16 protein-coding genes and 2 pseudogenes are annotated in these 22,256 nt (G+C 59.6%); 8 read left to right on the forward strand and 10 right to left on the reverse strand.

What is annotated here, in order from left to right:
- Positions 1-143 precede the first annotated feature (143 nt).
- The 4 genes from AC1Q6V_RS28990 to AC1Q6V_RS29005 all read right to left on the reverse strand — a co-directional run bounded on the left by AC1Q6V_RS28990 (position 144) and on the right by AC1Q6V_RS29005 (position 3,022).
- Positions 144-740: a glutathione S-transferase N-terminal domain-containing protein gene (locus tag AC1Q6V_RS28990; protein ID WP_284494915.1), complete on the reverse strand. Its 597-nt coding sequence runs from the start codon at positions 738-740 to the stop codon at positions 144-146.
- On the reverse strand, positions 737-958 hold the full coding sequence (locus tag AC1Q6V_RS28995; protein ID WP_284494984.1) for a hypothetical protein: 222 nt from the start codon (positions 956-958) through the stop codon (positions 737-739). Before AC1Q6V_RS28995 ends, AC1Q6V_RS28990 begins: the two co-directional genes overlap by 4 nt.
- Entirely contained in the window at positions 909-1,712 is an 804-nt protein-coding gene (locus AC1Q6V_RS29000) for an SDR family oxidoreductase (protein WP_284494916.1), read from the reverse strand. Before AC1Q6V_RS29000 ends, AC1Q6V_RS28995 begins: the two co-directional genes overlap by 50 nt.
- A 104-nt stretch (positions 1,713-1,816) precedes the next feature.
- Positions 1,817-3,022 (reverse strand): alpha-hydroxy acid oxidase, encoded by a 1,206-nt coding sequence (locus AC1Q6V_RS29005; protein ID WP_284494917.1) that lies wholly within the window; start codon positions 3,020-3,022, stop codon positions 1,817-1,819.
- Between the two features lie 374 nt (positions 3,023-3,396).
- On the opposite strand from AC1Q6V_RS29005, the gene AC1Q6V_RS29010 reads away from it, so the two are divergent.
- On the forward strand, positions 3,397-4,461 hold the full coding sequence (locus AC1Q6V_RS29010) for a Bug family tripartite tricarboxylate transporter substrate binding protein (RefSeq protein WP_284494918.1): 1,065 nt from the start codon (positions 3,397-3,399) through the stop codon (positions 4,459-4,461).
- A gap of 105 nt (positions 4,462-4,566) precedes the next feature.
- Here AC1Q6V_RS29010 and AC1Q6V_RS29015 read toward each other — a convergent pair whose 3' ends face one another.
- The 3 genes from AC1Q6V_RS29015 to AC1Q6V_RS29025 all read right to left on the reverse strand — a co-directional run bounded on the left by AC1Q6V_RS29015 (position 4,567) and on the right by AC1Q6V_RS29025 (position 8,845).
- Positions 4,567-5,487 carry a LysR family transcriptional regulator gene (locus tag AC1Q6V_RS29015; protein ID WP_284494919.1) on the reverse strand — a complete coding sequence of 307 codons (921 nt, stop codon included), beginning with the start codon at positions 5,485-5,487 and terminating at the stop codon, positions 4,567-4,569.
- 113 nt (positions 5,488-5,600) lie between these two features.
- Entirely contained in the window at positions 5,601-7,052 is a 1,452-nt protein-coding gene (locus tag AC1Q6V_RS29020; RefSeq protein WP_284494920.1) for an NAD-dependent succinate-semialdehyde dehydrogenase, read from the reverse strand.
- A gap of 110 nt (positions 7,053-7,162) precedes the next feature.
- Positions 7,163-8,845, reverse strand: coding sequence for a thiamine pyrophosphate-dependent enzyme (locus AC1Q6V_RS29025; protein WP_284494921.1), 1,683 nt, complete (start codon positions 8,843-8,845; stop codon positions 7,163-7,165).
- A 331-nt stretch (positions 8,846-9,176) separates the two neighbouring features.
- Between AC1Q6V_RS29025 and AC1Q6V_RS29030 the strand changes: the two are divergent.
- Positions 9,177-10,258 (forward strand): annotated as a pseudogene (locus tag AC1Q6V_RS29030) (IS630 family transposase).
- Between the two features lie 12 nt (positions 10,259-10,270).
- A complete protein-coding gene (locus AC1Q6V_RS29035; protein WP_284494922.1) occupies positions 10,271-10,570 on the forward strand; it encodes a hypothetical protein in 300 nt (99 codons plus the stop codon).
- 50 nt (positions 10,571-10,620) lie between these two features.
- Here AC1Q6V_RS29035 and AC1Q6V_RS29040 read toward each other — a convergent pair.
- From AC1Q6V_RS29040 to AC1Q6V_RS29050, 3 genes and pseudogenes are all read right to left on the reverse strand, one after another.
- Positions 10,621-13,392, reverse strand: a pseudogene (locus tag AC1Q6V_RS29040) (Tn3 family transposase); the annotation flags it as partial.
- Between the two features lie 328 nt (positions 13,393-13,720).
- Positions 13,721-14,701, reverse strand: coding sequence for a hypothetical protein (locus AC1Q6V_RS29045; protein WP_492344615.1), 981 nt, complete (start codon positions 14,699-14,701; stop codon positions 13,721-13,723).
- A gap of 11 nt (positions 14,702-14,712) precedes the next feature.
- Positions 14,713-15,210, reverse strand: a complete 498-nt coding sequence (locus AC1Q6V_RS29050; protein WP_284494924.1) for a hypothetical protein — start codon at positions 15,208-15,210, stop codon at positions 14,713-14,715.
- Between the two features lie 1,684 nt (positions 15,211-16,894).
- On the opposite strand from AC1Q6V_RS29050, the gene AC1Q6V_RS29055 reads away from it, so the two are divergent.
- The 5 genes from AC1Q6V_RS29055 to AC1Q6V_RS29075 all read left to right on the forward strand — a co-directional run bounded on the left by AC1Q6V_RS29055 (position 16,895) and on the right by AC1Q6V_RS29075 (position 22,101).
- A complete protein-coding gene (locus tag AC1Q6V_RS29055; protein ID WP_284494925.1) occupies positions 16,895-18,199 on the forward strand; it encodes a cytochrome P450 in 1,305 nt (434 codons plus the stop codon).
- Between the two features lie 19 nt (positions 18,200-18,218).
- A complete protein-coding gene (locus AC1Q6V_RS29060) occupies positions 18,219-18,416 on the forward strand; it encodes a ferredoxin (protein WP_284494926.1) in 198 nt (65 codons plus the stop codon).
- Positions 18,416-19,612, forward strand: coding sequence for an NAD(P)/FAD-dependent oxidoreductase (locus tag AC1Q6V_RS29065; protein WP_284494927.1), 1,197 nt, complete (start codon positions 18,416-18,418; stop codon positions 19,610-19,612). Before AC1Q6V_RS29060 ends, AC1Q6V_RS29065 begins: the two co-directional genes overlap by 1 nt.
- Positions 19,613-19,643: 31 nt before the next feature.
- Positions 19,644-20,612 carry a Bug family tripartite tricarboxylate transporter substrate binding protein gene (locus tag AC1Q6V_RS29070; RefSeq protein WP_284494928.1) on the forward strand — a complete coding sequence of 323 codons (969 nt, stop codon included), beginning with the start codon at positions 19,644-19,646 and terminating at the stop codon, positions 20,610-20,612.
- Between the two features lie 61 nt (positions 20,613-20,673).
- A complete protein-coding gene (locus AC1Q6V_RS29075; RefSeq protein ID WP_284494929.1) occupies positions 20,674-22,101 on the forward strand; it encodes an NAD-dependent succinate-semialdehyde dehydrogenase in 1,428 nt (475 codons plus the stop codon).
- Positions 22,102-22,256: the final 155 nt, after the last annotated feature.

Here is a 22,256-nt window from a genome sequence, read left to right on the forward strand (position 1 = left end):
CCCCTGTACCGTGGCGAGCGATGGGGTCTCACGGTTGTCTCCAAAATTGTTTTCTTGTGTTCGACCGATGGCGGCGAAAGCCGCCGGTGGCCAACGCGACAGTGCGCTGGCAGGCGGGAGTCATGGCATGGCGCCCAACACGGCTACAAATCCGGCGGAGCAGTCTGGGCAAAGCTGGCACGGTCGGTATAGCCATTGAACCAGCGCGCCAGCGCTCCATGCCTGCTGCGCCAGTCGATTCCTGGCAGCCGGAAGGTAAGATAAGCCAGCGCGCAGGCGATAGCGATACCGTCCAGGCGAATCGCCGATGGTAATGGCACCTCCGCGAGACTTTGCGTGGCACGCGATATCGCCGCTTCCCACCGCTGCAGCCAGCGCTGCGACGGCACGGTATCTGCGCGACGTTGCTCGAGAACCGAAGCCACCGCCGCGTCCATGATGCCGTCGGCCAATGCCTGGTAGCGCAGCACCTCGAATCGGGCGAGACCGGCGGGCGGCAGCAACGGCGCTTTAGCCGACAGGCTGTCGAGGTACTCGCAGATGATGGGGCTGTCGAAGAATGCACCATCGTCGGTCTCCAGCGCCGGGACCTTTGCGAGCGGATTTAGCGCCAGCAGGCCCGCGCCATTCTGATGCGGGTTGACGACGATCTCCTCGACGCTTTGCGCCAGTCCCTTCTCACGGATGACGATCCGCACCTTGCGGGCATAGGGAGAGCCCGGGCTGTACAGGAGCTTCATTCCGATACCACCGCAATGACAAACGCCGTTTTGCCGCCCTTGATTCTCCAGATCCCGCCCGCATCCGCGCCGGCAGGGATCCTGACCACGCCACCGGCGTCCACGATGCAGCGGCACGAAGTCATACCTGCAAGGAAATCGTCGACTATCGAGCCGCTTCCAGATACATCAGAATGAGCCAGGGAACGTGCCGCCATCGAGAAGGAGATTTTGCGCATTGATATATCCGGCCTGCACACTGCAGAGAAAGGCACAGACCGCGCCGAACTCATCGGGCGAGCCGAATCGCTGCGGTGCCGTGCTTAGCCGCCTGGCCTCTCTCGCTTCCTCCGGCGTGCTGTTGGTCATGTTGGATACGGCGCGGAAATTGCTTTGAAGGCGGTCCGTGTCAAAGCTGCCGGGCAGGATATTGTTGATCGTCACACCATGTGGTGCCACTTCGCGCGCCACCCCAGCAACAAAGCCGGTTAGTCCGCAGCGCGCGCCATTGGAGAGGCCGAGAATGCTGCTTGGCGCCTTGACCGTTGAACTGGTGATATTGACGATTCGTCCCCAGCGACGTTCGATCATTCCGTCCACCGTGGCCCGAATCAGTTCGATCGCGGTCAACATGTTGGCATTGAGCGCACGCCCCCACGTGTCCAGGTCCCACTCGCGAAAGTTTCCGGCCGCGGGCCCACCTGCATTGGTGACGACAATATCGAACCGCCCTGCCGTTCCACCCGGCAAGTGTGCCGCGCTCGACAGTGCGCTGGCACGCCCGTCAGGTGTCGTGATATCGGCCGGCACGGCGATGACCGTCCTGGACGTCTCATTGCGAATTTGCGAGGCTGCTTGCTCGAGGGCGTCCGCACCCCGTGCCACGAGGACAACGTCGACCCCTTCCGCCGCGAGTGCACGGGCACAAGCGAGCCCAAGACCCTTGCTCGCGCCACATACCAGCGCATGTTTCCCTTCCAAACCAAAATTCATGTGCGTCTCCTGCCTGTTCTGATTGGGGAAATCGTTTGCAGGGCATCCCTGCGCACCAGCTATCGAGACTCTGCGTCCGGAAGCGAATGGCGAGTCTGTACTGGCTACCTAACGAGGAGACCTTCCCGTATCTCAGCGATCGTCCTTGTGCCACTGAGGCGCATGGTGCGAACAAGTTCCTCTTCCAGAAGCGAGAGCGCGCGGCGCGCGCCAACCTCGCCTGCAGCACACACACCGTAGAGCATCGGCCTCCCGACCATTACCGCATGGGCGCCCATGGCAATCGCCTTGACAATGTCTGCGCCCCGCCGGACACCGCCGTCCAGCAACACCGTGATGCGATCCCCCACTGCCTCGGCGATGGGCCCCAGCGCATCGAGGGACGCAATGGCCCCATCGAGTTGGCGACCGCCGTGATTCGAGACAATGACGCCGTCGCAACCGGCGTCGGCCACAAGACGCGCATCGTCCTGGTGGAGGATCCCTTTGACCAAGAGCTTCCTTGGCCATCTGTCCCGGATCTGCCTGAGTGCATCCCAATCAAACGCCGGATCGTAGTTCTTTCCGACAGACGAAGCGATGGTCGTGCTGCTAACGGCGTCGGGCGTGAAACCGAGAAGGTTTTCCAATTGCGGCATGCCATGCCGTAGGACGCTGCTCACCCATGCGGGGCTCGTGGCGAAATCAAGGAGGTTTCTCGGTGTCAGCTTGAATGGCAGACCGAAATCGTTGCGCAGATCCCGTTCCCGTTTGCCTCCGATGGGCATGTCCACGGTCAGGACAAGTACTTCGTAGCCTGCCGCGAATGCACGATCGATCAGGCTCATCGTGAATTCCCGCTTGCGCAGCATGTAGGCCTGAAACCAGAGCCTCGTGCCGGGCGCGACATGAGCCACGCGTTCGATCGACGACGTGGACGAGGTCGGAAGCGTGTAAGGAATCCCCGCCGCACCGGCCGCGCGCGCGATGGCCGTATCGCCGAGTGGCCATCCGAATCCGATCCCTCCGGTTGGAGAGACAGCAATGGGCAGAGCCGATGGAGAGCCAAGCAGATCGACGGCGGTTTTTATCTGCTCGACGTTGACCAGGTAACGGGGCTGAATGACATGCTGAGCGAACGCCGTTGAATTGGCGCGCAAGGTGCTCTCAGATTCCGCCCCGCCGTCATAGAAATCGTAGATGGCGCGAGGCAGTCTTTTCTTGGCCAGCCGTCGGAGGTCGTCGATCGAGTAAGCATTCGACACTCGCCGGCACATGCTCCGCGTGGCTTCGGGGCTGATCTTGGAAAAGGTGGAATCTGGGGGCGTCATGATTTGCTGAAAATGGGCTGCGCGCTGCCGGCTCGTTGGTTGGGGCTGACCCAGGAGATCAAACCGGGCGAACGCGAGACAGGGAGCCTGCCCTCGTTTCCTCCGGTGATAGCAATTCTGGCCGGCGCCGCGAATGTCGTCTACGGCATGGCCTATATAGCAGATATGCCATTCCGGCATTGGTACTCTTTACGACTGCGTAGTCCACGGACTCGGGTCCGGGACCTGAGTTGTATGCTCGATTGGGCTAACTGATATGCCCGAAGCACCGTTGCAGACCGAAATGGCATGTGCGAGATTCCGATCCAAATTCCGTTGCCAGTCGGGTGGTCGTATCAATATGGCCCGTGGCAACACAACCAAGGAGACACCAGATGAAACACCACTCGACAGCCCCTTTGGATCGGGCCGTACAGAAGCGCCAAAAGCACGAGCCCACTCGGCGGGCTTGGCTGCTGCGCCATGGGTCGGCAATCGCGGGGGCGTGCGTGCTGGCAGCGCTGGTGGGCGCGTCGCAGTCCACGCTTGCACAAGACGGGTATCCGAGCAAGCCGGTCACGATCGTGGTCGGTTTCCCCCCGGGCACGGCAACCGATACGGTCAGTCGTGTCCTCGCGGAGCGTCTTTCACAGCGACTCGGCCAGCAGTTCATCGTGGACAATCGTCCCGGGGCTGGCGGCAGCATCGCCGCAGGCATTGGCGCGCGCGCGAAGCCGGACGGCTACACATTGCTGGTCGTTGGTGCGGCATCCCAGGCCATCAATCCCCATCTCTACAACAAGCTGACCTACGATGCGAAGAAAGATTTCGCGCCGATCGGACAGCTCGCCTGGCTTCCCTACCTCTTCGTTGTCAACAAGGACAACCCGGCCAAGGATCTCCGGCAGTTTCTGGCTCAAGCCAAGAAATCGCCGAACAGCGTGACCTATGCGTCGACCGGCGTGGGGACTGGGGCGCATCTCGTGATGTCCGTGCTGCTGGCAAAAGCTGGCGTGCAAATGGTGCATGTGCCTTACAAAGGCAGCGGACAGGCCCAGACGGACCTCCTGGGAGGGCAAGTCATGTGTTCGTTCGACACGATGGTCTCCGAGCTTGCCATGGTGAAGAGCGGAAAGCTCAAGGCACTCGCAATCAGCACGCCACGGCGATCCGAGATCTTTCCGGACGTGCCGACCGTGGCCGAACAGGGATTTCCTGGGTTCGATCTCGGCGTGTGGCTCGGCCTCATCGGCCCTGCAGGCTTGCCGGCGGAGATTCAGAACAGGCTGGCGAAAGAGGTCAATCTGATCCTTGCCGAGCCCGAGACCCGCACGAAACTCATCCAGCTCGGGACCGAGGTCCGCGGCACATCGTCGCCCCAGGAATTCGGGAAGATCATTCGAACCGATTACGAGTACTGGGGAAAGGTCGTCCGGGACTTCAATGTCAAGGCGGATTAGGAGCGGTGCCGAAGGTCGGCCAGGACGATCCTTCCTGGCCGATCGTTCTCTCCGTTCGACGCGACCCGGACAGGCGGACGAGTGACATACGGTCGCACCGCGACTTCAGGGCCGGGAAAGGCCGAACTCATTGCGAGCATCGCTCGTCAGCGCTTCCATGATGGACTGAATCTCCTGTCTGACGACACGCATTGCACGCGTCACCGGCCGGTTGGATGCCTCGGCGATCATCAACCGCGTTTCAAGCAACGGCTCTTCGATCGCCATCTCCCTGACGCTCCCCTGCCGAAGCTCGGTCAGATACGCGGGCCGCGCCAACACCGTCGAAGCCATGCCACTGACGACCAGGTCCTTGGCCAGGGCAAGCGCGTCAACCTCATAGACGATATTCAGCGTGATGCCCGCCTGGCCGGCGGCGAGTTCCATCGTCCTGCGAAGACCATGGTTCTGGCTGGAAAGGGTCAGCGGCACGCCTTCGAGATCCACGAGCGAAAGCGCCTTCTTCCGCTTCGCGAGGATCTTCGCCTCGGGATGGGTGACCAGGAACAACCTCGCGACCCCGATGGGATCAACCGCCACCGTTGCCGAGCGGCGGGCATCGTGGAGCACGGCGATATCGAGCCTGCCATCCACGAGCCATTCATGCGTATAGCCGCTATACGCGGAGACTATGTTCACGTTTACCCTTGGGTATTTGTCGCGAACGGTCTTCAGAAGCCGTATGCCCAACAGGTTGCTGATCGTGGGTGTCAGGCCAAGGATAACTGTGCCCTGTGGAGCCTCATTCTCGGCATGCAGGTCTTCGGCAAGGGCTTCGAGCTGCCGGACAAGGGGCCGCGCGCGCACCAGAAGAAGCTGCCCCGCCGGAGTGAGTGAGACGCCGCGCCCATGTCGGTACAGCAACCGTATTCCGCACTCCTCCTCCAGCTTCTGGACTTGCCTTCCCAGTGCCGGCTGTGCAATTCCCAATACGGCTGCGGCCTTGGAGAAGCTACCGAAATCAGCCACCTGCATCAACAATTCCAAGCGCCGAACATCCATCCTCGTTCCCATTCGGTTTCGGCATAGCTTAACATCAGCCAACGACCTTGCAATGCCGCTTCGGCTCCGCAGCCCTGACCGCCCGGAGATCGCCAGGCTCAGGCGACATTACCGACGCAGACATATTTCTTCTCGAGGTATTCCTCAAGCCCATACTTCGAGCCTTCCTTGCCGAATCCCGACTCCTTGACGCCGCCAAAAGGCGCCACTTCAGTGGAGACAGCCCCTTCGTTGACGCCCACGATGCCGAAGTCGAGCGCTTCGGAAACGCGGATGGTGCGATTCAGATCGCGTGTGTAGAAATAGGCAGCCAGGCCATATGGGGTGGCATTGGCGATTTCGACTGCCTCCGCCTCGTTGGAAAAGCGCTGGACTGCGACAACCGGTCCGAATATCTCCTCCCGAGATATCTCCATATGCGATGTCACCTCGGTCAGCACTGTTGGCGCGTAGAAATGCTTCCCTGCCTGGTGATGACGACCACCCTGCAAAACGATTGCGCCGGCCTCGCGTGCGTCGTCGACAAGACGACTGACCTTCTCGATTGCCTTCGCGTCGATCAAAGGGCCGAGCTGCGAGGCCGGATCGAACCCGTCGCCCATCTTCATGCCCGCGACGGCATGCGCAAGCTTGGCAACGAACGCGTCATGAATATCTCGGTGAACGAGAAAGCGGTTTGCGCAGACGCAGGTCTGGCCGGCGTTGCGGAATTTGGAAAGCATGGCACCTGCCACGGCAGCGTCCAGGTCGGCGTCCTCGAACACAATGAACGGGGCATTGCCACCCAGCTCCAGCGACAGCTTCTTCACCGTTCCTGCCGCAGCAGCCATCAACGTCTTGCCGACGGGCGTTGAACCTGTAAAAGACAGCTTGCGCACCGACGGGTTCGCGAGCAGCTCGCCGCCGATACTGGCGGACTCACCCGTCAATACGGAAATGGTGCCGGCGGGAAATCCGGCTTCTTCCGCCAATACACATAGCGCCAGCGCGGAGAACGGCGTCTGCTGGGCGGGCTTGAGGACCACCGTGCAGCCAGCCGCCAACGCGGGACCAATCTTTCTCGTCACCATGGCGGACGGGAAATTCCATGGGGTGATTGCGGCGCAGACGCCAACTGCCTCCTTCGTCACCGAGATCCGCTGACTTGCCTTGGGTGCCAGGATGGTATCGCCATACACACGTTTTGCCTCTTCTGCGAACCACTCCAGATAGGCTGCGGCGTAGTCGATCTCCGCCCTCGCCTCGGACAGCGGCTTGCCCTGCTCGGCAGTCATGATAGTGGCGAGGTCTTGCGCGTGCTGTAGCATCAGCTCATACCATCGCCGCAGCATCGCGGAGCGCTGCTTCCCGGTCAGGCGCTTAAAGGTGTGAAACGCCGTCTGTGCCTGTTCGATCGCCTGTCCCGTCTGGGATGCCGTGATCTTCGGCACAGCACCGAGCCGTGCGCCGGTCGATGGGTTCAGCACATCGATGCCATCGGTTCCTGCGGGCACCCAGGTGCCCGCGAGATAAGCCGCTTGGCGAAAGAGATCCGGGCGAGAAAGCTTCATGTTTTATCCTTGATGGAGCGTCAACGCGGACCAATGCCGCGAGCGCGGGAATGTCGTTTGATGGGGGGAGCTGCAGTTGATCAAGCTCAACCTGCCGCCTGCCGGCCGCGTTAATTGCCAGAGCGCTCAAGCGCCGGTGCGGCTGCCCCCCTGACGGGGAGGATTGCCGCGAGGCTTGCATGCACCTCGATGAGGTACGGGCCCTTCGCGGCCAGGCCACGCTCGATGGCCGCGTCGACTTCTTCGAGCACCTCCACGCGTTCGGCCTCCACGCCAAACGATCTGGCAAGGCTTACGAAATCGGGGTTGCTCAAGGTCGTACCAAGATGGCGATCCTTGTAGGTCAGCTCCTGGTGAACTCGAATCGAGCCGTAGCAGTTGTTGTTGGCAAGGATGAACAGGATCGGCAACTTGCGCTCGACGGCTGCGATCATTTCATTGCCGGTCATCAGGAATCCGCCGTCGCCAACCATGCAGACCACGGTGGCACCCTTGAGACGCAGTTGCGACGCCACGGCCGACGGTGTCCCGTAGCCCATGGCACCGGACAGCGGCGCCATCAGACGCTGTGGAAAGGAAAACGGGAAATGGCGGTAGACAGGTGCGGCAAAGGTGCCGGCGTCGAGGCAGATCACGGTGTCAGCCGGTGCCATCCTGGACAGGCTCTGGACCACCTTCACAAAGGGAATGCCGTCGGATACCTCCGGGTCGGGCCACGCCGAGATGCATTTGTAGATGTCGTTAAGGCGCTTTGCCCACGCCTTTCGTTCGTCGGAGACAGCCGTACTTACCTGCTCCGCCAGCAGGGCAGCGAACTGTGCGGGATCGCAGACGAGCCCGACGGTGGGCGCGAAGTGCAGCCCCACAATATGGGGATCCGCGTAGACGTGAACCAATGTCTGGCTCGGTGCCGGCAACTTCGGGAACGTATAACCCTGGCTCGTGATGTCACCGAAGCGAGTTCCGAGCGCGATGATCAGGTCACTCGATTCGAATGTCGCGATCTGGTCCTTTGGATTGACGAGTCCAAGATCGCCGGCAAACAGCAGATGCTCATTCGGGAAGATATCGTGCTGGCGAAACGAGACCGCAACCGGCACATGACAGCGTTCGGCGAGCTCCTTCAGCGCGCGCCTGCCGCCCACAGAATCCAGCGCGCCGCCGGCAATGATCAGCGGCTGCCTTGCGCCATTCAGCAACGCCGCCACCTTGCCCACGGTCTCCGCCGAAGGGGCCGTTGCATCGTGCGGCACGGCGCGCCAGGTCGGTTGCGCAGCCTCTTGATGCTGAATGTCCTCTGGTACGACGAGCACCACGGGTCCCGGTGTCCCCGAGGTCGCAATGCGGATTGCCTTGAAGGCGGCTTCCGCCAGCATGGCGGGATCCGTAACCTCCACCACCCACTTTGCAATGGAACCGTACATCTCCTGGTAGGCGATCTCCTGGAAGGCTTCCTTGCGCAGGTCCGCCTTGGGGATCTGGCCGATCACAAGTATGAGCGGCACCGCGTCTTGTTGGGCCGTATGGACGGCAATCGATGCGTTAGTCGCACCGGGTCCACGGCTCACCATGACGACGCCGGGACGACGGGTCAAGCGCCCGTCAGCGCAGGCCATGAAGCCCGCGCCACCTTCGTGGCGACAGGTCACGACATCAATGTCCGGAAAGTCGCTGAGCGCATCGAGGATGCCGAGGTAGCTTTCGCCGGGAACAAGAAAAACACGATCGATGCCGTTCGCGGCAAAGACAGATAGCAGTGCGTGGGAAGACGTTGTTGCCTTGGTCGTTGTCATGTCGTCGCTACGGCGCTCGCCGCGTGTCCAAGTAAGGTTCCTGGGACACGTATTCTTCTCGCGATCTACCTAACTATCAATCGAATAGCTTTTATATCAGCTATGCCATAACGGCCTACCTCGAAGCGACCACTGGTAAGTTCCGGATGCGTTGAGGCGCGGTGCACATCGTTCTTGCGATTGCCTTCGCACTCCAGGCCTGCTGCGGGTCAGCTGTGGAACTGCGCCGAGATGCCGCGCAGCGCGACAAGGTACAACCTGCAATGTAGGCAACTAGTACAACATCCCGTAAATAGATTGAATAATTAATCGCCTCCGATATCATGGCGGGATGAGTCGAGGCCGCCATGCAACGCCAGTGAAGCTGGCGAAGAAGGAACAACTGGAACTGCTATCGCTGATCGAGCGGAAGACGGCTGCGCAGCGAGATGTGATGCGCGCGCGAATCGCGTTGTGGGCGCACGAGGGCCACGCCAATACTGTCATTGCGCGGGAACTGGGTGTATCGGTGCAAACGGTCTGCCTGTGGCGCAAGCGCATGCCCAGCAAGGTGCCCAAGGCATTCGCGAGGGCGAGCGCAGTGGCCGTCCGCCACGCATCACGCACGAAGCGCGACTACAGTTGATCGCGCTGGCGTGTGAAACGCAGGAACCTGAGGGACGGGTCACGCCGACGCTCGACGAGATTGTGGCGCGCGCTGTGGAGCGCGGCGTCGTCGGGCAGATCAGCCGCAGCCAGGTGCAGCGCATTCTGCAGGCCGGCGACGTGCGTCCGCACCGGGTCCAGCAATGGCTGCACAGCCCAGACCCGGCCTTTCGCGAGAAGGTCAACGGAATTTGCAAGCTGTACCGCAAGGCGCCTCGAAACGCGGTGGTGCTCAGTATCGACGAGAAGACCGGCATTCAGGCCATCGAGCGCAAGCACCCAGGACGTGCCCCCGCACCGGGCCGGCTTCGTCGGCGTGAGTTTGAATATGTTCGTCACGGCACCCAGGCGTTGATTGCCGCGCTGGACGTGCATACCGGACAGGTGCTGGCAGACTGCCGCGACCGGCGCACCCAGGAGGATTTGGTAGCCTTCATGGAGCGCGTGGCAAGCGCGTACCCGGGCAAACAGGTGCACGTCGTGTGGGATAACCTCAATACGCATCGCGCCCAGGCCGTCTGGCAGGCGTTCAACGCGCGGCACGATGAGCGGTTTCACTTCCACTTCACGCCATTGCACGCGAGTTGGGTCAATCAGATCGAACTCTGGTTTGCCCGCTACACGCGCCGGGTGCTGCGCCATGCGAGCCACACCAGCACCGCGCACCTGCGCGAACGCACCGAGCAGTTTGTCCGCGCGCACAATCAGGCGGCCCGCCCGTTCAAATGGAGTTTCCGGGGCTATCCGCTCCAAACCGGCGCATCGTAATCGAGAATCGACATGCCAGCCTTACCCACCAAACATTACGCTGCCGAATTGCAGCAGCAACTGCGCAGCCTGCTCGGCCACGAGCAGATCGTCACGCAAGCCTACGGGCGTCACCTGCTGATCAAACGTCTGGACGACGAGGAGCCGACCGTGGTGGCTCGGCTGACCGAACTCGGCCGCAATCGTTATGGCGCCGCCTTTCGCAACCATAGCGGGCGTTGGGAACCGCTGCCAGGCGAAGGCTCGCTCGACGAGATGGCCGAGGTGGTCGTCACGCTCCTGCACCTATATCTGCAGCCCGATAATTATTAAAGTCATTTACGGGATGTTGTACTAGCGCCCTTCGTTTTCGCCAAGCCTAGTTATGCAGTACGCCGCTGCGACAGCGGGTCCGGCGTGCTCGCCGCATTCGGCAGCAGCCGATGCACGTAGCGTGCAATCGGGAAGTCGAAAGTGCCGCGCAAGTTGATGCCTTCCAGGTGTGTCGGCGCAATCTGGCGCAGATCTTCGGGTCGCATGGTTTCGCCGCCGATGGCCTCAATTGCATCCAGCGCGCGCTGCATGTGCAGCGTATTCCAGGCCATCACGGCATTGGATAGCAAGGTCAGGGCCGACGACACCGCCGCCAGGGACACATCGTGCCGGGTCAATTCAAGCGGAATCTTGCCGTAGTGGATGGCCCGCTGCACCGTGTGGACCGCCTCGCCACGGTTCAAGGCATGCTGCATCTCATGGCGGAAGGCGCGATTGGTGAAGTAGTCGATCAGGAAGATCGTGCGAAACAGTCGGCCGAGATGAACGCCGGCTTCATAGACGGGCTGCCCCCTCGCCGCCGCGCCAAAGCGCGTGAGCGCCTGGACGGCGGTGCATTGCCCGCTCTGCACCGATGCCGCAATGCGGACCAGTTCGTCCCAAGCGCGTTCGATCAGATCCAGCCGGACATCCGAGTCCGTCACCGCAGCCAATTCCGCCCGAACATCGTGGTCCCTGGGAACATGGAGACGGCGGTCGCGCAGATGCGCAAGCCGTGGACAAAGATCAAAGCCTAGCAGCCGGGACAGGCTCATGGCGAAGTCGGTAAAGCCATGGGTATCGACCGCCAGCTGCGTCACGTCTTCCGATCCACTCTGGCGGATGACGCCCTCGATGGCTGCGCCAGCCTGCCGCTCGTTTAGCAGGATCGGCTGGTCATAGAAGATGCCCCAGCGGTCGCGGACATGCGTGTACATGCCGATCGATGCCGTGCGTCGGCGCGGATCGGCCCGTGCCCGCCAGACCGTGCGCGTGGTCTCCAGCGACATCATGTCCGACGACGCCAGATCGGCGCGTCCCCAGTGCTGAGCGATTGGGTGCTGGTGCATGAAGACCAGGACAGCATCGGCGGCCTGGCGCAGTTTGCGCTCGTCTGCAATGCGATGCATCATCTGCCGGATCGCGCTGGGCGACAACTCCGGCACCATGCGCGCGAGGTCTGCCGCCGACATCGACGTGCCGTGCGCCAGCACTGCGGCGTAGACCATCAACAGCTCGCTGCGCGAATGCGGTTCCCGGCCCAGCAGGAGCCAGCTGAAGTGGGTGCTGCTGTCAATCTCCAGCAGGATTTCCGGCAATTGCCCACCGGGGTGCCGCTCGAACAGCGCGCGTCGCAAGGCATCGACCGACGCTTGCGGCCTCGTCGCCGCAAGAGGGTCAATGTGGATCGCGCTATCGATTTTCAGTTCCCCGCGCTGGGCGGCGTCGCGCAACTTGGCGAGCCCCGCGTCCAGATGTGCAACGACGGGCTCCAGGAATGCCTTCGCGTCCTGCGGCAGCTTGAGATGACCGTAGAAGTGGTTACGCCGGGCCTGCCAATCCTCGTTGGAGATCAGCAGTGCCGCCTGGCTACGGAAGGCAAAACTGTGATCCAGGAAGACCGGGCCGTTTCGCAGCGCCACCCGCAGTGTGGACAGCGTCCCCCATTCGAAGGCGGCCAGGGCCCGCTGGCGATCCTGGCCCTCCAACGCCGGCTGCCAGGCACGGCCCAAACGAACCACGACTTTGTCGGGAAGCCAGTCGGCCCTGCGTGCATAGAGCTTGCGCAACACCTCCATCGCCTCGATCACCGGGTGGGCCGACTGGGCGGCGAAGGGTAGGCGAACCAGCCTGCCCAACATGGCCCGGGCTTGCCGGTGCCGTGACAGCAATTGCGCACGGATCAGGCCGGCACGGCTTCGCTGATTCTGGCCAGTCGCCGCATCGGCGAGGGTCTCTAGCTGTTGGCCGAGTGCTTCCCGTGTCAGCGTTGAGTCGGCGACCAGCGCTTTGACGGCTGCCGCGAATTCCCGCAGTTTGGCGCCAGGGTCCGGTCGGCCCGCATCGATCAGGCGTCCGGCGTCATTGACGGATTTCTGAATCCAATGCCGCAGCATGGACGACATCTGGTCCGTGGCGGAACATAAGGCATAACGCAGGAAGCACGCTGCTTCCAGGCGGCGAGACTGCTGCGCGATTCGCTTGCTGACCGAGGCCGGGCGATTGGCGCAGCGCCGCGCATAGTGGCGCACCACCGCCTCATTGCAGGTCGCCGGCCAGCCGTTGTGGATGCCCAGTTTGTACAGACGGTCGATCTTGTCGAACAACTCGCCCATCTGATGCGTCGAGTTGCCCAGCGGGACAGCCCAAAGCCATTGCTGGAGGCTCGCGCGGTCGCCTTCCGGACGCGGTAGTAACGTACCCCACGCATCCAGGGAGGCCTCGCCATAGGCCTGTACCAGCGCGTCAGCCAGTGCCGCCTCGGAGGCCTCCACAGCCTGGCTGATCAGCCGCTTCAGCGCCCGGTCATGCGGAATCAGAATGCGATGCTCGTACAGCCAGCGCTTCAACTCGTGCAGCAGATCACTGCGGCTCGGCTGGCCCGCCAGCCGCTCCTTGAGCCAGCGCGTCACGTAGCGACGCTGATGCTCGGCCATCGGGCTGAACCCGAGGGCCTGGTAGGCCAGCATCTGGTGGTCGATCAGGGTATCGGTGCGCCCGTCATAGAGGGCGCCCAGCGTACCCATATCCGGCGGAGTGACGCCGATCTGCGCGCCGACGTAGGCCCAGAGAAACTTGGGCACCTGTTTGTAGGCATCGAGGGTGCGCCCCGTCATGCGGACGTGAACTGTAGTAATGTTGGTACGTTTTCGTAGTAATGTTGGTACGCTCCGTGGGCCGTGCCGGTTTCGTCTCTCACGACTCAAGTCTTCTCACTGCAGCAATTCAGGCAGCAATGCGACAACTTGCCGGTCGGCCTTCATCGCAACAACGGTCTGGCGGCTTTGCCGTTCGACGCACCCTTCCTTTCCGCCAGCTTCATGAGAATCTCACGCGAATGCTCATGCTGTTCGAAAACGTCACCGACGTACCCTGACTCTTACACTGCTCCGCGCCTCCGCTTGCCGTTGGGCGGCCCAACGCCTTGAAATGGTAGGTCTGCTCGGCGGACTAACGCCTGCCTCTCTCCAAGGCCTGCGAAACGAACCCACCCGTAGGCAGCAGGCGCAGGCCCGGCAGCGTGAGTTCGGGGACCTTCGCCGGCGTCACGGCGCGTTTGAAGGTTTCGATGGCGTCAAAGCGGTTACATTCGCGCGAGAGCGAAAGCGTGTAGCCCAAAAGACAGCGCGTAGCAACATCGATGATGGCCAGCAACCAGACGCGCTCGATCTCATAGCTTTGTTCGCCGCCTAGTGGATCGTTGTCGATAACCTTCAGGCGCACGTCCATCTTATGGGCGTCAAACTCGACCGTATCGAACGCGTCAGCGCTACCCCGCTCAGGCAACTTCCGCAGCGCCGATGCGGGCTTGATCCTTTGGCCGGCAGCGCGCGCAGCCAAATCGAAATCGTCTTGCAACCATCCCCTGAGTGTGCGGGCCAAGGAACGAACAGCTCTGTCATGCTGGCTCAGCGGATAGTCGCCAGCGCCGAGACCCAATTCACGGCAGGACTGGTGGAAGCGCTGTATCACTGCCTTGAGGCCAACCAGACGGCCTTTTTCACCGGGCTGCAAATGGACGTTTCTCGTTTCGATCTCTTTGCGCAACTGCTCGGCCAGACTATGGTGACGCTGCAGCAACTGTCCGAAGGCCCCTGCGTTTCCCGCTGTGCTGTGCACCAGCACATGAGGCGCCCTGTTCCGTTCATAGGCCTGTACGTGGACATGCGGTACCAATGCGCGATAGCCCCACAGGCGGCCGTCCGGGTGTGCGCTCAGTGCGCGACGGATCATACGGTGTAGCGTGGAACGGTGGATGCCCCAGGTCTTGTAGATATGCAAAAGAGAACTGCCGTTGGCATAGGCCTCAACCGCGTCGCGGCGCCGTCCAAACGTCGCCCGCGCTTCGCCCGTGAGAGCACGCTCGTCCAGTTGGGGCCACTCCGACAAACGAATTGCGTTCGGATCGATTCCGCGAGACGGATCGACCATTTGCACACCCCCTATGCCCTTTGAAAGGAAGTCGCTCCGCTCAATGCCGCTGCCACCAAGTCAGGACTGACAACGCGGCCGGATGCCAACAAGGCAAAAAGCGAAGCCTCCACGCTCGCCGGGTCGTGTTCGGCGAAGCGCTCAAGGATCGCATCCAACGCCCTCGGTTGATTCAGGTAGACCACGATAGCCTGCTCGAGCACAGGGGCACGGAATCGCTGGTAGCTGACGAGGTAGGGGACAATCCGTGACCAGTTGGCGATCGGCACTGTCCAGGCCTGCAGTTCAGTTTGATGGATGACGCGGACAGGGAGACCATGCAAGGTACTCGGGAGTTCATCAGGTCCGGCCTCGTTACCGTCCTCTGCACGACGACGCTCTATCAGCCAGAACTCCCCGGCAGGCGCATCTCTGATTTGCACCCAGAAATCGATCACGGCGCTGCCCGCCTCGCCGACCTGGGCCGGTCGCTCGGTGAACGTTTCGATGGCGGGATTGGCTTCGACCATCAGCCAGGTCCGGTAGGCGTCATAGCTGCCGAGGCTCAACCGTCGCCCGAGCTTTGGGCTGAACACCTCAATGCGCCGCCGCCATCCATTGCGAGCGAAGGCTAGTGGGTGACTGTACAGGCGTGAGGGATCGTCAAGGCCTGACACTGTAGTAAAGATGCTACCAAGTGAACGACCGGTGATAGTTCCAACATTACTACTTTCCGACGGAGAGTACCAACATTACTACTCGCAGAATCGTCGCAATGTTAGTACGCGTGTCCGCACATGAAAGTCTAACCTATTGATTTTTATTATCCGTGTGCGCAGGCCGTCACGTACTACTCTTATTACACTTCACGACGTGGGAATCTCCACTCTGGCACAGCGATGCCTGACGGGTGGGGGCGTCCATCCCATTAACGCCGATGGCTTTGCATCGATTTTTATCTCCGCGGTTATAAGCAATTCCTGCTTTCTTAAAAAAGACTGGCAGCGCGCTCGCTCTGATGATGACGATATTAGGTAGCCAACCTATGTTAAAAAAATAATCGTTTTACCCTTGCCATGGGTCGACCCGGCGCATGTCCGTGTGGCGTTTGAAGCTCTTCAACGTTTGTCTTGACATTCAGCAACTGCCGTCTAGCATCTATGTAATCGATTGCATCTTGAATGGGACCCAGCCTAGGTACCGGGTGTGGACGGGTGAGGAAGCTGTAATAGCCGTATCCGCTTTTTTGCAAGTGCCCTATCTAAAGTTCGCCCTCTCAATTGGGAGGTAGTTATATGTCACTGATGTCAGCATTGCGCAGAGCGCTTAAAAAACATGCCGCACAGAAAGAGCGCTTTCGGTTCATGTCGATGTTTGAGTACCTCAATAACGAGCTTGGGGAGAGCTGGGGCCTATTTGTATGATTTTTGCCGATCTTCATCCCCCGCTTGATGGAGAAGCTACTGAATCGTTGTCGCTCAGCTTTAGCGCTTGTTCGCCCTATATCCAGTCGTTTGGCATAGGCTTCCACTGTCTGTCCCCCTTCGACGCAAAATAACAAGGGCTGGTCGCCCAGCCAGTGAACCTGTGCTGCCGGGAGCGACGGTGTTGCACGGTTCGCGTCTTGCTACCCAGGCTTGGCCGCCCATGACATCACTGCCCTCGGCAACGCCGCACGTCTGACCGTTTGACCAGATGCGCCGTATGTCCGAGTCGCTTCGTGCACCTCGAAGCCCATGATCTTGCGGCTTTACACGTCCAGACCCAGACATGGGTAAGGGACAACCGCTCAGCGACCTCTGCCGGCAGATAGATCATGCCCAGCGCCAAAGTTGGCCTACCCGCGTGCGAGGTGGATCAACGGCTTTCGCGCGTCTTGGGCACCCGGTCTGCCGTCAGCATGCGCGTCCCGAAGCTCAAACCGCTGGCCATCCTCTACCGGCCCCAAAAAAAACATCCCAGTGTTCGCGCACCCCGCGGGACCAGCACCCATATAGGCGGAATACCTTGACCACAGAAGGCGGCGGTCGCCTGCAAGCAGACCAGTTGGGCTTCCAGTAGTCGAACTCCGCCTTCGCCTCCCATCGTCGATCCCGCTTGAGTTCCTTGATGCGGCGGGCGATCGACCTTCCCATCGATAGGGTAAACCCCCTTTTGCGGACCATAGGTAGGCTACCTAATATGTTCTCACAATTTGCCCTCGGAGATATGTCCATGACGGACCCCCTCACTTCAATCCAGTCGTCTGGTGCAGACGCGCGCTGCCCGTTTCAAGCTGCTTCAAGCGCTGCGCAGTCCTCGTGTCCTTTCCACGCTGAAGGTAGCGGCAGCATCCCCGATTTCCCTCCCGATCGGGTTGACCCCTTGGCGCCGCCGCCGGTGTATTTCCAGATGCAACAAGGAAGCGGCTTGGGACAAGCTAAGCTCTGGGACGGAAAGATCGCTTGGCTCATCACTCGCTATGACGACGTCCGCTCGGTCTTGTCCGACCCACGCTTTAGTTCTGACATCACAAATCCTGGCTATCCCACTGTCAGCGCCGCAATGAAGATTGCTCGGGGTAATAACCGGACCTTCATCACCATGGATGCTCCCAAGCATGCAGAGCATCGGCGCATGCTGACAGGCGAATTCTCGATCCGAAAAATCGAGAACCTTCGTCCACGGATTCAGGCGATCGTGGACAAGCTTCTGGACGATTTCGTAAAGATGCCTCAGCCCTCCGATCTGGTGAGCGCCTTTACGTTGGCTACTCCAGCATTGGTCATCTCTGAGTTGCTTGGTGTTCCGTACGAAGATCATGACTTCTTCCAGGAACAGGCAATGATTCTGACGTCGAGTACCGCGACATTAGAAGAGGCCGTCGCCGCAAATCATGCCTTGTGCGGGGAATACCTGCGAGAACTGGTGGCGAAGAGATCGGATAACCCTGGCGACGACATCCTCAGTCGCCTTATTGTCAATCACGTACGAAAAGGCGATATCACCGAAACAGATGTTGTCTCGCTTGCCAGGCTTTTGCTGATTGCCGGACACGAGACGACGGCCAATACGACGGCAATGGGACTGCTTTTCCTCCTGCAACGACCAGATATTTGGGATGAGCTTCGGCAGGAGCCAAGCCTCATTCCAAACGCGGTGGAAGAGATTCTGCGTTTCCTGGATGTAACACATTCCGGAAAGCGCCGTGTCGCATCCGAGGATGTTGTCGTAAATGGACAATTGATTCGGGCCGGTGATCCCGTTGTAGTGCTAAGTATTTCGGCTAATCGCGACCGCACGAAATTTGAAGATCCCGATGTCTTCGACCTTCACCGTGATTCTAGAACGCAGGTCTCGTTCGGATACGGTCCGCATCAGTGCATCGGTCAACCCCTCGCGAGACTCGAAATGCAAATCATGTTCGCCTCCTTACTGGAGCGGTTGCCGGATCTTCGGCTAGCTGTGCCTGTGGAGAGCCTTGACTTCAAGCCCGATTCGCTCATGTATGGCGTTAAGGCACTGCCTGTACGCTGGTAATCCACTAAAGAGAATCACCATGAAAATCACAATCTACCCCGAAAAGTGCTGCGGTTCTGGCCAGTGTGTCGTAAATGCGCCTAAGTTGTTCGACCAAAATGATGACGGAATCATCATTCTTTTGAAGGCGGACCCGTCGCCTGACCAGTACGAGTCCGCTCGCCTGGCTGCTGGCATCTGTCCAGCCCTTGCAATCGAGATTCACGAGGACCTGTAATGAATTCCCCCGAGCACATCGTAGTTGTCGGCGCATCGGCAGCCGGCATCACGGCGGCACGAGCGCTGCGTGCACAAGGCTGGGGAGGACGACTCACCCTGATCGGAAAAGAAGGTGGCATGCCCTACGATCGCCCTCCTCTTTCGAAGCGGCTGATGGCAGGCGAATGTCCGGTAGAGGCACTCAATCTGATGTCCGAAGATGGAATGAAGGCCCTAAACCTCCACTACCTCGACGGCACGTCTGCCACTGCACTGCATACTCACGACAATTCACTGCAACTCAGTGACGGCACCACACTTCACTATGATCGTTTGCTGATTGCAACCGGCGCAGACGCTCGAGTGATTCCCAACCTCAGTCAAGCAGCGAATTGCTACAGCTTGCGGAACTTGAACGACGCGCTGGCGATTCGGGAACATCTGACAGTTGGCAAGCGGATACTTGTGGTCGGTGCAGGCTTCATCGGCACAGAGTTGGCTGCGATTGCAAGAGCCAGCGGCTGTCAGGTGACCGTCATAGATAAATCCAAAACTCCCCTAGCGGCGAGAGTCGGGGATGTCGTAGGGAAGCGGATCGAGAAACTCCATGAAGCAAACGGTGTGATCTTCCACAACGATTGCGAGCTCGCAGAGGTTAAATGGCGTGACCGGATCATAACCGAAGTCCGCGTGGACACTGGGGTTGCGATTGCTTGCGATGTGATTGTTGTTGCCATCGGTGCGGCGCCCAACGTGGGGTGGTGCAGCGGTCTAACCATCCGTAGTGGTGTGGTTTGTAATCAATTTTGTGAAGCAGCCTCCAATGTCTACGCCGCCGGGGATGCTGCAGAGTGGTTTCACAAAGGCTACGGCGAGTACATGCGCATTGAGCACCGGACGAACGCGAGCGAGCAGGCGATGGCGGCGGCAAGGAACATGCTCGGCTCTCGCATCGAGTACGCTCCGCTGCCATTCTTCTGGTCAGATCAGTATCAGGTTCAGATCCACAGCTACGGACGCATCGGTCCTCAATATACCGTTGACATCGTAGAAGACGATCACCTCAAAGACGACTCCTGCATCTTTCGCTACTACCAAGGAAATACTCTGATGGGCGTTCTTAGTTGGAACGCCAGTCGAAAAGCCCGTGAGTACATTAAACCGTTGAAAGACGTGTGGACGAAGTCCGACGCATCAGCCGCGCTAGCAGGTTAAAACCTGTATTTCAAAATAACGAGGAGACAACATGAAAAAGCCCACATCGTCCATTCGCAGAGCAGTCTTGATCTGCTCCCTGGTATTACCCTCCATCCTTCACGCGCAACAATCTTCCACGGTGCCCGTCAAGATCTACGTCGGGTATGGACCGGGCGGCGGTACGGACGTAGTCGCGCGCGCAGTTGGCGAAGAGCTATCAAAAATGTGGAATCGCCCTGTGATCGTCGAGAATCGGCCCGGCGCAAACGGGGCGATTGCCAGCAAGGCTGTCGCACGAGCTGAACCGGACGGATCCAGCCTCCTCGTCATGCCCCCGACGTCATTGATCATCGACGCTGCCTTGCGGCCCAATATCGCTGTCGATCCAGGGAAGGAACTCACCCTCGTTAGCGGGCTTGTCACAACCCCTCTCGTTGTGGTGACCCCTGCTTCCGCACCGTATAACAATCTCGCAGATCTCATTAAGGCGGCCCGTGCTGCCAATGGGAAGTTCTCGTACGGATGGGGCAACTTGGGCATGCGCGTCGGCATCGAGGAACTCGCGCAAAAAACAGGGGTAAAGATGGCCCCCATCGGCTACAAGAGCGCGGGGCAGAGTGTCCCCGCTATCGTGTCAGGCGAGATAGACATGCTCATGATCGACATGGCGCCAATCGCACAGCTCGTAAAGGCCGGAAAGGTCAAGGCGCTTGCGGTGTCCACGCCTGAACGCTCGCATATGCTGCCAAATGTCCCTACGTTCAAGGAATCGGGTGTCGACGTCCAGCTTACTGGCTCTATCGCCCTTTATGCCCCCGCAAAGGTATCCCAAACTGTAATCAAGAAAATGCGGAGTGATGTAGCTTCGGTGTTGAAGAATACCGAACTTCGCTCTCGGATTACCGGTACGGGGATGGATGCATATGACGGGTCTCAGGACTACTTCGAGGCTTATCTTATGCAGCGCAAAAATAGCATTGAAGCAGTAATCAAGGCCGGAGATTTTAAGCTCGAGTGAAACGACCGATTTACGCGTGCAGAGACCTTCTTAGAAACTCTTAGTCAGTGGAGTAGCCGCTGTGTATCCAGAACTATCTCTTTACATCAATGGCGAATTTCTCGCTATTGAAAGCAGACGACATCAGGATGTGATCAACCCCGCGACGGAGGAGGTTGTTGGGCATCTTCCGCTTGCTACCCTGGAAGACCTCGACACCGCCGTTGCGGCTGCTCACCGGGCCTTCCTGAAGTGGCGCAATTCATCGCCGTTGGAACGCAGTGCGGTTCTGCGTAGAGTTGCGGAGCTCGCCCGCCAAAGAGCACCGGAAATCGGCCGCAATATGACTATTGACCAAGGGAAGCCTCTGCATGAAGCCGTTGCAGAAGTAACGGTCTGTGCAGAACATGCAGAATGGCATGCAGAAGAAGCTCGCCGAATCTACGGCCGTGTGATTCCTAGCCGGCACCCCGACGTCCGCCAACTCGTACTACGTCAGCCTGTCGGAGTCTGCGCAGCCTTCACACCCTGGAACTTTCCCTTCAACCAAGCTATTCGTAAGATCTCCGCCGCGCTTGGAGCCGGTTGTACGATAGTTTTGAAGGGGCCCGAAGAGACACCGAGTGCCGTCTTGGCGATAGCTCAGCTGTTCCAAGATGCGGGTCTTCCTCCCGGCTGCTTGAACGTAGTCTTTGGAGTACCCTCGGAGGTGTCTTCATACCTAATTGCATGTCCGTTTGTTCAAAAGATCTCATTTACGGGGTCCACTGCTGTCGGCAAACAACTTGCAGCTCTCGCAGGCTCCCATATGAAGCGAATCACCATGGAACTGGGTGGCCACTCCCCTGCAATCGTCTTCGATGATGCGGACGTCGAAGCTGCAGCCGAGAAGCTTGCAAATTTCAAGCTACGAAATGCTGGTCAGGTCTGCGTTGCACCTTCCCGCTTTTTCGTTCAGCGCGGGGCTTACAATAGATTTCTAAGGCGTTTTACTGATGTGATTAGTTCGGTGCGCGTCGGCAACGGTCTCGATAGCACGACACAGATGGGACCGCTCGCAAACCAACGCCGCGTTGCAGCAATGGATGCGTTGATTGCAGACGCCAAAGCGCGCGGAGGAAATGTTGTCGTGGGCGGAGCCAAGTACAGCCGGAAAGGACATTTTTTCGCACCCAGCGTCGTCACAAACGTTCCGGACGACGCCATGCTCATGACTTGCGAGCCATTCGGCCCCGTCTCCCCGGTTGTATCGTTTGACGACTTGGATGAGGTTCTGGAGCGTGCGAACAAATTGAGTTATGGCCTGTCTTCTTATGTATTTACTGAGTCCGCGAAAACAGCACATTCTGTCTCTACGCAACTTGAGGCCGGCATGCTGAACATCAACCATTTCGGAAGCGCCCTTGCCGAGACCCCATTCGGAGGCATTAAAGATAGTGGCATCGGGAGCGAGGGTGGAACAGAGACGTTCGACGGCTATCTCAACACGAAATTTGTAACCCAACTGTAGATCAGCGATTGCAAAAGCGATTCATTAGCTCGCAGTATTTCTGAACATCCGAATATAAGAGCTTATGGCACACTTGCACTTGTAATCGCTAAAGGCGCCTACGCCTTTCTCCGGAGCTGAAATGACCGGCGACGTGCGACTCTAGGCGCCTTTAC

The sequence above is a fragment of the Cupriavidus sp. GW823-FHT07B10 genome (assembly GCF_058794355.1).